Consider the following 13,187-nt stretch of genomic DNA (forward strand, 5'->3'; position numbering starts at 1 on the left):
CGTAGCAATGAGGGGTGTCCAACAAAAAGCCAAACATCATCTTCATCCTGAGTGACGACCAAGGTGCCTGGGCGCTGGGATGCGCCGGGAACACTGAGATCCACACTCCCAACCTCGACGCCCTCGCGGCCCGCGGAACGCGTTTGGAGAACTTCTTTTGCGTGTCTCCCGTCTGCTCGCCGGCCCGCGCCAGTCTCATGACAGGGGATATCCCTTCGCGCCACGGCGTCCACGACTACCTGGCAGGCATTGAAACGGGCCCGGACGCCGTGGACTACCTTCAAGGCCAACCCCTGTTCACGGATGCCCTGGCCGATGCCGGCTACCGTTTGGGACTTTCCGGCAAATGGCATCTGGGCGCCAACGATGTTCCACGGAAGGGCTTCAGCCATTGGTTTGCGCTGGAGGGTGGCGGTAGCCCCTATGACCGGTCCGTAATGTACAGGTTCGACGGCGGCACCAGCCACCGGAAGTTGGTCACCGAATACTTGACGGACGCGATCACCCACGACGCCCTGGACTTCCTTGACGAAGCCTCGAAGGAACCCGAGCCCTTCTTCCTCGCCCTCAACTACACCGCACCCCACAAACCGTGGAAGGGCCAGCACCCGCCCGAATTCGAGGATCTCTACAGGGACTGCACCTTCAGCAGCTGTCCCCAGGAGCCACTCCACCCGTGGACGCCCATCGTGGATGGTGTGCCGATCGGCGGCGAGGCTGACGTGCGCGCGGCCCTGCTGGGGTACTTCGCAGCGGTGAGCGCCATGGACGCAGGGATTGGTGACGTCCTGCGGCGACTGGAAGAACTGGGCATCGAAGACGACACACTGGTGATCTTCAGCAGCGACAACGGCTTCAACTGCGGCCACCACGGAATCTGGGGCAAAGGTAACGGGACGTTCCCGCAGAACGTCTACGACTCCTCCGTCAAAGTCCCCGCGATCTTCGCGCTCCCGGGACGGATCCAGCAGGGGACTGTCCTCACGGAACTTCTGTCCGCCTACGATGTGGCCGCCACGGTCCTGGAACTCGCGGGCCTGGACGGGCAACCCTTCGAACGCGGCCCAGGACGCTCTTTCGCGGAGCTGCTAAGCGTGCTTCCGGGCGATGCGCGTCATGGCGCCGCTAAGAACCCCGACGACGGCGGGCTGGCGGACGCTGCTGCGGGACGCGCCGTCGTGGTCTTTGACGAATACGGACCCGTCCGGATGATCCGCAGCGCAGAGTGGAAGTATGTGCACCGCTACCCGCACGGTCCCCACGAACTGTACGACCTTGTGGCGGACCCGGATGAACGGGTCAACCTCGTCGATGAACCCGCCCACGCGGTCCGTGTGTCCGGCATGAGGGCCCAGCTGCAAGAGTGGTTCCAACGCCATGCGGTCCCAGGGCTGGAGGGAAGTTGGCTCCCCGTGGCCGGGGCAGGCCAGACTGCGTCCGTGGTGGATGATCCCTTGGGGGCCTTCGCCCCACCCAACTGGGACGGCACGGCCGCAGCCGGCCCCGCTGCTTAGGGGACCTCGCCTCCTAGGGGACTTTGCTCAGGACCCGTTCGGCGCGGGTGGCATCGCCGGACGGGTGGAGGGCCACAGGATTGCCACACTTGGCTGCCTCATAGGACGCCAGAACTACTTCAACGATGTGGCGGGCGTGTTCCACGCTGACTTTCGGTGTTCCGCCGTCCAACACTTTGATGAAGTCCCGCAGCTGCAGGTAGAAGCCTTCTTGGATGTCCTCCGGCTGTGGCTCCCAGACCGTGCGGGTGGTGCCATTGCTGCGCACCAGCGTTCCGTTATGGGGGCTGCAGGAAATGGTGCCGTGTTCGCAGACGATCAGGACCTCGTCCATGCGCTGGGTGGCGTCGGAGATCACCACGACGCTGACGTGGACGCCGTTGCGGAGCGTCAGCGAGATGGCGCCGTCCGTTTCCACCGGAACGCCGAACCGTTTCAGGGTGGAGGCAGTGAGGGATTCCACCGGTGCGCCGCCGAACCAGAGGGAACGGTCCAGGCAATGGCCGCCGATGTTCATCAGGGCCCCGCCGCCGGCCATGGCTTCGCTGAAGAACCACTCCGGACGGGTCCCAGGACGGTAATCGGTGGTCCTGTAGTCACGGATCATCAAGACCTGGCCAAGCTCGCCGCCGGCCAGCACGTCCTCGGCCGCCAGCTTCTCCGGCAGGAAATGCTGGATCTGACCGATCACCAAGGCCACTCCGGCGTCGCGGCAGGCTTGGATCATGCGATCGCAGTCAGCCACGGTGGTGGCCATGGGCTTTTCCACCAGCACGTGCAATCCGTGTTCTGCCGCGGCGAGCACCATCTCCACATGCAGCGCGTGCGGGGTATTGATGATCACTGCGTCCAGTGCGGCCTCGCGGAACATCGCCGCATAGTCGCTGTAGACCTGGGCAGCCCAGTGCGCGGCAACCGCCTCGGCCGCTTCCTGGCGCAGGTCGCAGACGGCGGCCAGTTGGACGTTGCTGATCCGTCCGGCGGATTCAGCATGGAAGTGTGCCACGGCACCGGCGCCAATGATTCCCAGTCGTATCAATTTCCCTCTTTAGCTCGGAGCCGAAGCGCGGACACAGCCTGCCCGCGCAGATCACCTTGATTGTTGGGGAGCGTCAAGGGAGGAATAAATGCCTAATCGGGGTGAACTGCAGGTTCGGCCTTAGGTAGCCCGGCTTGGGGGTGGAAACCGATGGCGACTCATTCAGAAGTACTCATTGAATCCTGCTTTCACGGGCTGTGAGAGTCGTCTCACTGAACCGCATCCGGCCGGTTCCCCCTCACTTGAAAGGTGATCCCCATGGGCAAAACAGCCCGTCATCTTCGCCCGCTGGCCGCCCTGTTGGGTGCAGCACTTGCCCTGTCCACCACTGCTTGCGGTGGAGCCACAGACGCCTCCACCGCTGCTGAGGCCGTCGACATTTCCGGCTCCATTTCGGGGCAAACCATCAACTACTGGTCCATGTGGAAAGACGGTGAGCCTCAGCAGAAGGTCATTGCCGCAGCCATTGCCGATTTCGAAAAGGAAACCGGGGCCACCGTCAGCGTTCAATGGCAGGGCCGCAGCAACACGGAGAAACTCGTTCCCGCGCTGAACACCAACAACGTCCCGGACTTGGTGGACGGTACGTTCGCAAAGCTCGCCCCAGTAATCGGAGAAACCGGACAGGCCAGCCCGCTGACCTCCGTGTACTCCTACGAGGTTGACGGCAAAGCGGTCAGCTCGGTGATCCCGGAGAAGTTCACCAGCAATGGTGTCTTCAAGGGCGAAGATGGGCAGCCGTGGATGGTTCCCTACAGCGTCAGCTCGGATGGCATCTGGTTTGATGCTGCAAAGCACCCTGAACTCAAAGCCAATCCGCCCGCCACGTGGGATGAATTCATTGAGGTTCTGGACACGCTGAAGGCCGGAGGGTCGGCTCCCATCGCCGCGGACGGTGACATTGCCGGCTACAACTCCACCTGGTTTGTGACGGCGCTGCTTCGGCTCAAGGGTGCCGGCAGTTTCAAGGCTCTTGTTGAGGACAAGTCCGGTGAAGGTTGGGACGACCCCGCGGTGCTCGAGGCAGCCCGGAAAGTGGAAACCCTGGTCAAGGGTGGCTACCTCAACAGCGGCTATAACGCGAGCAAGTTCCCTGCCCAGCAGCAGCTCTGGGCGAACGGCGACGCTGCCCTCATCCTCAACGGATCATGGACCCCAACCGAAACCGGCTCATACGCGGCCCCCGGATTCGAGTACTCGTCCTTCCAATTCCCGGCAATGGGAGACAAGCCAGCAAGCGCCCGTGTGGACTTCATCGGCTTTGCAGTACCGGCAAAGTCCAAGAGCCAGGTCCCCGCACAGCGCCTCGCAGCATTCATGCTGAGTTCCAAGTATCAGAATGCCCTGGGAACTGAAGCCAAAGTGCTGCCGGTACGGCCAGACGCACCGGTTGCTCCCGCCGTCGAGTCCGTCAAAGCCGCCATTGACGCGGCTCCGGCAACGCACCTCCAAAACGACGGGGTGACCTTCCCCGGCTTCATGGAGAAGGTCTTCTTCCCCAAGGATGACGAGCTGTTCCTCGGGAAAACCTCTGCCGACGAGTTCATCGGGAAGATGAAGACTGCCCAGATCCAGTACTGGAAGGACAACAGCTGATGACCCTCCACCTGACGGAGCCACGGACGGACGGTGCGCCAGTCACCAGTCCGGAGTCCCGGAAGCCGGTGCCCCGTAAGTCGCGGCGCGGCAGCCGTCCTGGAGGGAGCTCCATCGACGTGCAACGCAAGAAGCTGCTGATCCCGTTCGTTGGTCCGGCTTTCGTCCTCTACACGGTTCTCTTCATCGTGCCCGCACTGGGAGCCGTATGGATCAGCCTGCACAAATGGGCGGGCTCGGGCCCCATGAAGTTCGTTGGACTGGACAACTACGGCAGGATCTTCCGGGACCAGCTGTTCCTCTCGTCATTCGGCAACACCCTGCTTCTGCTCTTCGTAGTGGGGACCGCGATCTTCGTCCTGGCGTTTGCCTTGACGCTGGTACTCAGGGATATGGCCGGGAAAAAGATCGCCCGCAACGTCATCTTCTTCCCGCACCTCATCAACGCGCTGGTGTTCGGTGTCCTTGCCGGCTTTATCTTCAACCCCGGAGGCATGGTCAACAGCCTCCTGGCACCCCTTGGAGTGACCGACCCGCCCAAGTGGCTGGCTCAGGACAACATCTTCCCGCTCATCATGGTCACCCTCGTGTGCACCACCACCGGTTACTTCACCACCATCCTGATGGCCGGCGTCGACCGTATTCCGCCCTACTACTACGAAGACTGCGCCTTGGCCGGGGCGTCTGCCTTCCAGCGGCTGCGCTACGTGATCCTGCCGCTGACGTGGGATGTTTTCGGGACCTGTGCCGTGTTGTGGACCATTTCGTCGGTGAAGATCTTCGAGATCGTCTGGGTCTTCGGTGGCAGTTCAGGGGCCGGCGTGCCGCCAACGCAGAGCTGGACCGCAGCCGTGTACACCTACGTCAACGCCTTCTCCGGACAATCAACGCCGGCCTACGGGGCTGCGACAGCCTCTGCCGTGCTGTCACTGGCGCTGATCTCCGTCCTGGTTGTCCTGCTGCGCCGCGCCATGCGCCGCGACGCCGTCGAGTTCTAGCCGTCGAGTTCTAAAGGAAAAGTCATGAGCCAAGACAAACTGCTTGCACCCCTGACCACCCGCCGCCGGCCAGGACGCGGCGTCAGCCCTGCACTGCGCGGAGAGCGCAGCATTCTCCGCGGGATTGGGGTGACGCTGCTGTGGATGGTGGTGGCGATCAGCATCGCAGCCCTCGTGTGGATGGTGGCCCAGGCGTTTAGGGATACCCGGGCAATTCTCGATGACCCTTGGGGCGTCCCAACGTCGATGGACTTTGGGAACTTTGTCCGTGCCTGGACTGTTGGGGACTTCGCCGTCGCAACGTGGAACAGCCTGCTGACCACGGTGGTGTCCTCGGTCCTGACGGTAGCCATCGCCGCACCGTGCTCCTACTACCTGAGCCGCGTGGACAACAAACTGACCCAAGGACTGAGCCTGTACTTCATCCTGGGCTTGGGAATTCCGGCGCAGGTCATCCTGATCCCGCTGTTCGTGATGCTCAACAGGGTGTACCTGACGGACAGCATCATCGGGCTGAACCTGGTGTACATCGGCGTCTCCATGCCCCTCACGGTCTTCCTGTTGACCGCGTTCTTCCGTTCCCTTCCCTTGGAAATGGAAGAAGCCGCGGCGCTGGATGGAACCACAGCGTTCGGGACGTTCTGGCGTATCACGTTGCCGCTGGCCAAGGGCGGAATCCTCACCGCTTTCATCCTCCAGGTCATCTCGCACTGGAACGAGACACTGCTGGCCCTGACGCTCCTTCAATCCACCGAGAAATACACCTTGCCCGTGGCCCTGATTTCCTTCGTGCAGCAGCAGACCTACTCGGGAGCCGACTGGGGTGGACTGTTCGCAGGACTGGTGATCGTGGTCCTGCCGATGCTCATCATCTACGTATGGCTGGGCCGGCGGCTGACGGAGGGACTGACGCTCGGGATGGGCAAATAGGCGCCGACGGCGGTGCTACCGCGGACCTAGCCGCGAGTTGCCTGGCATGTCTTGTCCTCGGCGCAGCACCAATGCCAGAGTGAAGCCATGGCCACAGAAGAAGATGTCAGGCGCATCTGCCTGGGGATGCCCGGAGTGACCGAGCGGCCGAGCTGGGGGCAGCCCGCGTGGTTCGCCAAGTCCCTCATGGCACGCATGTGGGAGGAGGGCGTGGGCACCGTGAAAACGGATGAACGCGAAGCGCTCGCAGCCATGGAACCGGACACGTTCTTCTGGACTCCGCATCACGATCAGTCCCCGACGTTGATGCTGATCCGGCTGGAGAAGGTGGACGTGGAAGAGCTCGACGAGCTGCTGCAGGAGTCGTACAGAATCGCAGGCGGCCCCGGCAAACCCAAGTAGGTAGCAGATCAGGTCGTTCTCAGCGCTGGGAACGACCTGATCTGCTACTTAGTTGGGTGCGGGCGCGGGTTAGACTCGGCCGCATGGGGGAACACAACACATCAGGGAATCAGAACGCATCCGGGGAACACGGCACACCGAAGCCAGCGCGGAAGCCGGCAGCCGTCGTCGTGCCTTTGCTTGGCTTGATCGCGGTGATTGTGGGCGTGATCGTGGCATGGACCAACCAGAGCACGGACTTCGGTTGGTTCGCCTATGCACCGTTGAGCGACACGGTCTTCATGGGGAACGGTGCCGCCATGGTCAGCCAAGGCACACAGATTGGGCTCGCCGTGACGGTAGTTGGCCTGCTGGTCCTCGCGTTCTGGGCGGGACTCGCTGTGGGCCGCCGCCGCTGAGTTCGCCGGAAAACGACGAAATCGCCGGATAGCTCCAGCGAACTGGCAGCTATCCGGCGATCTCGGCGCACATCAGGTGAGCTTCACCTGGCGGTTCATGTCCTTGTACAGCAGGTAACGGAACTCGCCCGGACCACCGGCGTAGCAAGCCTGCGGGCAGAACGCGCGCAGCCACATGAAGTCGCCGGCTTCCACCTCAACCCAGTCGTTGTTGAGCAAGTACATGGCCTTGCCCTCCAGGACGTACAGGCCGTGCTCCATGACGTGGGTCTCCGGGAAGGGGATCACACCACCGGGCTGGAAGGTGACGATGTTGACCTGCATGTCGTGGGCGAGGTCGCTGGAGTCCGTGAAGCGCGTGGTCTTCCAGACGTCGTCGGTGTCCGGCATGGAGGTGGGCTCCACGTCCTTCTCGTTGGTGACGAAGGACTTGGCTTCGAACCCTTCGAGGCGCTCGTAGGCCTTGCGGATCCAGTGGAAGGAGACGATGTCGTCGGAGACGTTCTCCAAGCCCCACTCTGCTCCGGCGGCAAGGTAGGCGTAGCCGCCCTCCTCGAGGTGGTGCAGTTCGCCGTCGAGGGTCAGATTGACTTGGCCCTTGGTGACGAAGATGACGCCTTCAACGCCGGATTCGAACTCAGCCTTGGGTGCCCCGCCGCCCGGTGCGATCTCCACGATCAGCTGGGAGAACGTGGTGGCGAAGCCGGAAATCGGCCGCGCGATGATCCACGAGCGCGTGTTGGAGAAGCCCGGCAGGTTGGACGTGACGATGTCCGTCATGACGCCCTTGGGGATCACCGTGTAAGCCTCGGTGACGATGGCCCGCTCGGTGGTCAGCTGGGTCTGCGGCGGCAGGCCGCCCTGTGGGTAGTAGTACTTGCCCATGCGAAATGCTCCTATCAGTGGGAAGTTGGTTGCGCGAGCCGCGGGTGCGCCAGTGCGGTCAGCTGTGAAAGTTCGACGCCGGCAAGCGCCTTGACCTCGTCAGTCCCCACTGCGCCGCACTGGACGCCGCGGAGGACGAAACCAGCCAGGGCGCGGGCGGTGGCGGGCTCGTCCATGACGCCACCTTCGGTGCGCTCAACATAGTTGCGGAGGCGCAGGGCCGCGGCGGGCAGGCCTTCGCGGTAGAAAGCGTACGACGCCGAGAAGCGGCTGGGCAGTTGGGCGGCGTGGAGGTCCCAGCCCTGGTAGTAGCCGTTTTCCAGGGAACGACGAACCAAACGGCCGTGCAGCTTCCATGCGTCTTCCACAGCATCGCCCACGGGGATGATGTTGGTGGAACCGTCGGAAAGGCGGATGCCCGTTCCGGCAACGGCCAGTTGCATGACCTGCTTCGCGAAATCGGCCACGGGGTGCTCCATGGACTGGTATTCCGCGGAAATACCCAAGGACGCGCTGTAGTCGTACGTCCCGTAGTGCAGGGCGCTGATGCGGCCCGGCACCACGTGGGGGAGTTGCGCCACTGGCGAGGTTCCGTCAGCACCGATGATGAGCTGTGGCGTTTCCACCTGCACCTCAAAACGAAGCCGGCCGGCGGGAAGACCGTGGACTTCCTCAAGCCGGGACACTGCGAAGTCCATGGCCTGAACCTGGGCCACCGTGGTGACCTTGGGCAGGGTGAGGATCAGTCCAGCGGGGAGCTCGCCGGCTTCAGCCAACGTGGAGACGAACAGATCCAACGTCCTCAGGCCGCGGGCCCGGGTAGGGGCTTCGAAGCACTTGAAGCGGATGCCGATGAACGGCGGAGCTGTTCCGGCCGCAACTGCAGCGGCAACCGCGTTGGCGGCAGCCTCGGCGTCGGCGTCCTCTGCCTCGTCGCCGCGGTCACCGTAGCCGTCTTCGAAGTCCAAACGCAGGTCCTCGATCGGTTCCGCGGAGAGCTTCGCGGCGACACGCTCCGCAACAGCGGAAGCCAGGTGAGACTCCTGGCCCAACAGCTGGCCGAGCTTCTCCAGGCCCCCATGGGCCTCCGCCGTCGCGAGTGCCTGCGCGCCCCAATCTGCCACAAAGGTGGGGGTGAAGCGGTCGGCCGGGATGTAGACGGTGTGGATCGGCTGGCGTGAGCCGTCGTCGCCGGGGTAATTGCGGTCCAGCAACTCGTCGGTGGCGGTCAGCTGCGACTCGATGTGGGCCAGGTCTGCGGGCGTCAACGAACTCATCAGCCCACCAACTCATACGCGGGAGTGGTGAGGAAGTCCGTGTAATCGTCGGACAGGCAGATGTCCTCGATCAGTTTGGACGCCGGCTCGTAGTACTTTGCGAAGTTCTCGTCGCCGAATTCGATGCGAAGGCGCTCTGTTTCTTCGCCGAGGATGCGGCTGACGAGTTCGCGGGTTACGGTGTTGCCCGTGTCGGCCAGGACGGACTTGTTGCGCAGCTGCTGCCATACCTGTGAGCGGGAGATCTCCGCCGTCGCGGCGTCTTCCATGAGGTTGTGGATGGCAACTGCGCCGCTGCCGGAAATCCACACACCGGTGTAGGCGACGGCGACGTACAGGTTCAGGCGCAGGCCTGCCTCCGTGACGGTGCCGCCGGCGGAGGCGACGTCGATCAGCTGCTCCGCGGTGACGTTCACCTCGGGGCGCTGCTTGTCCAGCTGGTTCTTCTTACCGCCGTTGGCAGGGTCGCCCAGCACCGAATCGAAGACTTCGCGACAGGTGGACACCAGGTCCGGGTGCGCAACCCAGGAGCCGTCGAAGCCATCGTTTGCTTCGCGGGTCTTGTCGGCGCGGACCTTGTCGAAGGCTGCGGCCGTGACGTCCGGCTGCTTGCGGTTGGGGATGACGGCGGCCATGCCACCCATGGCGAAGGCGCCGCGCTTGTGGCAGGTCTTGACCAGGAGTTCGGTGTAGGCGCGCATGAACGGCGCCGTCATGGCCACGGTGGCGCGGTCCGGGAGCACGAACTCTTCACCGGCATCACGGAAGTACTTGATGATGCTGAAGAGGTAGTCCCAACGGCCGGCGTTCAGGCCTGAGGCGTGGTCGCGCAGTTCGTAGAGGATCTCGTCCATTTCGAACGCTGCCGGGATGGTTTCGATCAGCACGGTGGCGCGGACGCTGCCCTGCGGAACGCCGAGGTAATCCTGGGCGAACACAAAGACGTCGTTCCACAGCCGGGCCTCGAGGTGGCTCTCCATCTTGGGCAGGTAGTAGTACGGGCCCTGACCGTTTTCCAGGAGCTGCTTGGCGATGTGGAAGAAGTGCAGGCCGAAGTCCACCAGCGCACCCACGGCGGGTGCGCCGTCGAGCAGTACGTGGCTTTCCTCCATGTGCCAGCCGCGGGGGCGGGCCACCACAACGGCCAGGGGAGCATCCGTGCGGAGACGGTATTCCTTGCCCTCGGGGGAGGTGAAGCTCAAGGTGCCCCGGGCGGCGTCGCGGAGGTTGAGGATGGCGTCGATGACGTTCGGCCACGTGGGCGTGCTGGCGTCTTCCAGGTCCGCCAACCACACCTTGGCGCCGGAGTTCAGCGCGTTGATGGCCATCTTGGCCGGGGTGGCCGGGCCGGTCATCTCAACGCGGCGGTCCTGCAAAGCTGCCGGTGCTTCGGCAACCTTCCAGTCGCCGTCGCGGATGTCCTGGGTCTCCGGGAGGAAGTCCAGGCGGGAGGTGTCCGCAACCTTCTGGCGCTTGACGCCGCGCGCCTGCAGAAGCTCGTTGCGGGTGCCGGCAAAGCGGGTGTGCAGTTCTTCGATGAAGGCCAGTGCCTCCGGAGTGAGGATCTCCTCGGCGCGATCGATCGGCCGGGGATCAGTGACTGTAATAGCCATGTGAGCGGATTCCTTTTTCTAGGGTGCGCTGGTGCTACAGCGCGCTGGCGGCGTTTGCGTGCGCGGCGGTTGCCACAGCGGCAGCAACATCGGCAGCAACATGGGGATCGAAGACGCTGGGGATAATGTAACTCGCGTTGAGCTCATCGTCAGCTACCCGGTTGGCGATTGCCTCGGCGGCCGCTACCAGCATGTTGGGCGTGATGTCCGATGCCCCTGCGTCCAGCAGCCCGCGGAAGAAGCCGGGGAAGGCCAGCACGTTGTTGATCTGGTTGGGGAAGTCGCTGCGACCGGTAGCGACCACGGCTGCGTGCTTGGACGCGATGACGGGGTCGATCTCCGGGGTGGGGTTGGCCATGGCGAACACGATTGCGTCCTCTGCCATGGAAGCAACCTGCTCTTCGCCGATCACGTGCGGGGCGGAGACGCCGATGAAGACGTCGGCTCCCTTGAGGGCGTCGTGGAGGGTGCCGGAGAAGCCTTCTTCGTTGGTGTTCGCGGCGATCCAGCTACGGTGTTCGTCGCCGTATTCTTCGCCGGAGTGGATGGCGCCGGAGCGGCCGGCGGCGATGATGTGCTGCGCACCCTGAGCCTTGAGGAGCTGGATGATGGCCGAGCCGGCAGCGCCGACGCCCGAAACAACAATCTTGACCTCGGAGAGCTTCTTGTCCACAACACGCAGGGCGTTCACCAAGGCAGCGAGCGTGACGATCGCGGTGCCGTGCTGGTCATCGTGGAACACCGGGATGTCCAGTTCTTCGCGGAGGCGGTTCTCGATCTCGAAGCAGCGCGGTGCAGCGATGTCTTCGAGGTTGATGCCGCCGTAGACGGGGGCCATGGCCTTGGCGATCATGATGATCTCTTCGGTGTCCTGGGTGTCCAGGCAGACCGGCCAGGCGTCAACGTTGGCGAACTGCTTGAACAGCGCGGCCTTGCCTTCCATCACGGGAAGGGCAGCGGCGGGGCCGATGTTGCCCAGGCCCAAGACGGCCGAACCGTCAGTGAGGACGGCGATGGTGTTGCGCTTGACCGTCAGGTTGCGGGCTGCGGCCGGATCCTCAGCGATGGCCATGCAAACGCGGGCGACGCCGGGAGTGTAGGCACGCGAGAGGTCGTCACGGTTGCGCAGGGCTACTTTGGGGACAACCTCGAGTTTGCCACCGAGGTGCATGAGGAAGGTGCGGTCCGAGACGTGCTGGACGGTGACGCCGTCGAGGGCGTTCAAAGCGTCCTTCACGCGGCCTGCGTGGTCGTCGTCCGTGGTGTTGCAGGTGACGTCAACAACGATCGTCTCGTGGTGGGATTCCGTGACGTCCAGTGCGGTGATCGCTGCACCGGCTGCGCCGACGGCTGCTGCCAGTTCACTGGTAGCTGTGAAGCTCGACGGTGCGGCGACGCGCAGGGTGATCGAGTTTCCGGGGCTCGGATTCGCCATTGAAATTCCTCCTGTAAGGCCCGTTCCCGGGCCGCCGTTCCAAACTGAATGTTTTCGTATTATGGATATTATTATCTACAAAGTGGAAACACAACCCCTTGCTTGGTCATGTTTGGCGTCATCGCGCAGGTACGGGTTGTGCTGTATGTTGGGTGTTCTAAGCAATTCTTTTCACGATGCGGATAAGAGTTGTCGGAATCTGAGTCATTGGAGACAAGGGAATGGCTGAAAAAGCCTCCGGAGGCGTGCAGTCCGTTGAGCGCGTCTTTGAACTGCTGGAACTGATCACGGACGCGGGCGGCGACGTCACGCTGAGCGAACTCTCGTCGTCCACTGACCTGCCCCTGCCTACCATCCATCGCCTTTTGCGGACCCTGGTGTCCCTTGGCTACATCCGGCAGCTGCCCAACCGCCGCTACGCCCTGGGCCCGCGGCTCATCCGGCTTGGCGAAGGAGCCAGCAAGCAGCTCGGCGCTGTGGCCCGTCCGCAGCTGAAGACCCTGGTGGAACGCCTCGGCGAAACCTCCAACATGGCCGTCCTGGACTCGGACATGGTCATCTACGTGGCCCAGGTTCCGTCCATGCACTCCATGCGCATGTTCACAGAGGTGGGCCGCCGCGCCCACACGCACGATACCGGCGTGGGCAAAGCCATCCTCGCCCAGTTGGACGACGAGGTTGTCCGCGGCATCGTGGCCCGCACCGGAATGCCCACCCCCACGGCCAAGAGCATCGGGGACATCGACTCCCTGCTGGCAGACCTGGCCCTGATCCGTGAGCGTGGGTACTCCATTGACGAGGAAGAGCAGGAGCTCGGCGTCCGCTGCTTCGCCATGGCCGTTCCCAACGCTCCCACCCCCACGGCAATCTCCGTGTCCGGGCCCATTACCCGCGTGGACCAGAGCTTCGCGGACCGTGCCGTGCCCATGCTGCGTGAAGCGGCCAAGGCAATCTCCGCGGAGCTCAACCAGAACTGACTTCCCACCCGCGCTTCCAGCGCGCGGGGTAGTACAAGGTGGCAATGTTCCCCAGGAACATTGCCACCTTTTGTCATGTCGGCGATGTCTTTGAGCGGGCAGGAGGCCAAGCCGCAAAGGCAA

At 63.5% G+C, this 13,187-nt stretch carries 12 protein-coding genes; 7 read left to right on the forward strand and 5 right to left on the reverse strand.

Translation table 11 applies throughout. From position 1 onward, the window contains the following. Positions 1–14 precede the first annotated feature (14 nt). On the forward strand, positions 15–1,514 hold the full coding sequence (locus AR689_RS15835; RefSeq protein ID WP_062071640.1) for a sulfatase family protein: 1,500 nt from the start codon (positions 15–17) through the stop codon (positions 1,512–1,514). A 13-nt stretch (positions 1,515–1,527) separates the two neighbouring features. On the opposite strand, the gene AR689_RS15840 is transcribed toward AR689_RS15835, so the two are convergent. After that, positions 1,528–2,553 (reverse strand): Gfo/Idh/MocA family protein, encoded by a 1,026-nt coding sequence (locus AR689_RS15840; protein ID WP_062071642.1) that lies wholly within the window; start codon positions 2,551–2,553, stop codon positions 1,528–1,530. A gap of 258 nt (positions 2,554–2,811) precedes the next feature. Between AR689_RS15840 and AR689_RS15845 the strand changes: the two genes are divergently transcribed. The 5 genes from AR689_RS15845 to AR689_RS15865 all read left to right on the forward strand — a co-directional run bounded on the left by AR689_RS15845 (position 2,812) and on the right by AR689_RS15865 (position 6,877). Then, the gene (locus AR689_RS15845; protein ID WP_062071644.1) at positions 2,812–4,149 is read left to right on the forward strand and encodes an ABC transporter substrate-binding protein; all 1,338 of its coding nucleotides are present in this window, start codon (positions 2,812–2,814) and stop codon (positions 4,147–4,149) included. Beyond that, entirely contained in the window at positions 4,149–5,147 is a 999-nt protein-coding gene (locus AR689_RS15850; protein WP_062071646.1) for a carbohydrate ABC transporter permease, read from the forward strand. Before AR689_RS15845 ends, AR689_RS15850 begins: the two co-directional genes overlap by 1 nt. Before the next feature lie 24 nt (positions 5,148–5,171). Then, positions 5,172–6,077, forward strand: coding sequence for a carbohydrate ABC transporter permease (locus tag AR689_RS15855; RefSeq protein ID WP_062071648.1), 906 nt, complete (start codon positions 5,172–5,174; stop codon positions 6,075–6,077). An 87-nt stretch (positions 6,078–6,164) separates the two neighbouring features. After that, the gene (locus tag AR689_RS15860; RefSeq protein WP_062071650.1) at positions 6,165–6,479 is read left to right on the forward strand and encodes an MmcQ/YjbR family DNA-binding protein; all 315 of its coding nucleotides are present in this window, start codon (positions 6,165–6,167) and stop codon (positions 6,477–6,479) included. A gap of 83 nt (positions 6,480–6,562) precedes the next feature. Next, on the forward strand, positions 6,563–6,877 hold the full coding sequence (locus AR689_RS15865) for a hypothetical protein (protein WP_062071652.1): 315 nt from the start codon (positions 6,563–6,565) through the stop codon (positions 6,875–6,877). 72 nt (positions 6,878–6,949) lie between these two features. Here AR689_RS15865 and AR689_RS15870 read toward each other — a convergent pair whose 3' ends face one another. The 4 genes from AR689_RS15870 to AR689_RS15885 are packed head-to-tail and all read right to left on the reverse strand — an operon-like array spanning position 6,950 to position 12,087. Beyond that, positions 6,950–7,762 carry a bifunctional allantoicase/(S)-ureidoglycine aminohydrolase gene (locus tag AR689_RS15870; protein WP_062071654.1) on the reverse strand — a complete coding sequence of 271 codons (813 nt, stop codon included), beginning with the start codon at positions 7,760–7,762 and terminating at the stop codon, positions 6,950–6,952. Positions 7,763–7,776: 14 nt separating this feature from the next. Continuing rightward, positions 7,777–9,039 carry a DUF6986 family protein gene (locus AR689_RS15875; RefSeq protein ID WP_062071656.1) on the reverse strand — a complete coding sequence of 421 codons (1,263 nt, stop codon included), beginning with the start codon at positions 9,037–9,039 and terminating at the stop codon, positions 7,777–7,779. Beyond that, a complete protein-coding gene (gene aceB, locus AR689_RS15880; protein ID WP_062071657.1) occupies positions 9,039–10,652 on the reverse strand; it encodes a malate synthase A in 1,614 nt (537 codons plus the stop codon). Before aceB ends, AR689_RS15875 begins: the two co-directional genes overlap by 1 nt. A 34-nt stretch (positions 10,653–10,686) precedes the next feature. After that, positions 10,687–12,087, reverse strand: coding sequence for an NAD-dependent malic enzyme (locus tag AR689_RS15885; protein WP_062071660.1), 1,401 nt, complete (start codon positions 12,085–12,087; stop codon positions 10,687–10,689). A gap of 221 nt (positions 12,088–12,308) precedes the next feature. On the opposite strand from AR689_RS15885, the gene AR689_RS15890 reads away from it, so the two are divergent. Beyond that, entirely contained in the window at positions 12,309–13,064 is a 756-nt protein-coding gene (locus AR689_RS15890) for an IclR family transcriptional regulator (protein ID WP_062071662.1), read from the forward strand. The last annotated feature ends 123 nt before the right edge of the window (positions 13,065–13,187 follow it).

Source organism: Arthrobacter sp. EpRS71 (genome assembly GCF_001512285.1).
Taxonomy (GTDB): domain Bacteria; phylum Actinomycetota; class Actinomycetes; order Actinomycetales; family Micrococcaceae; genus Arthrobacter.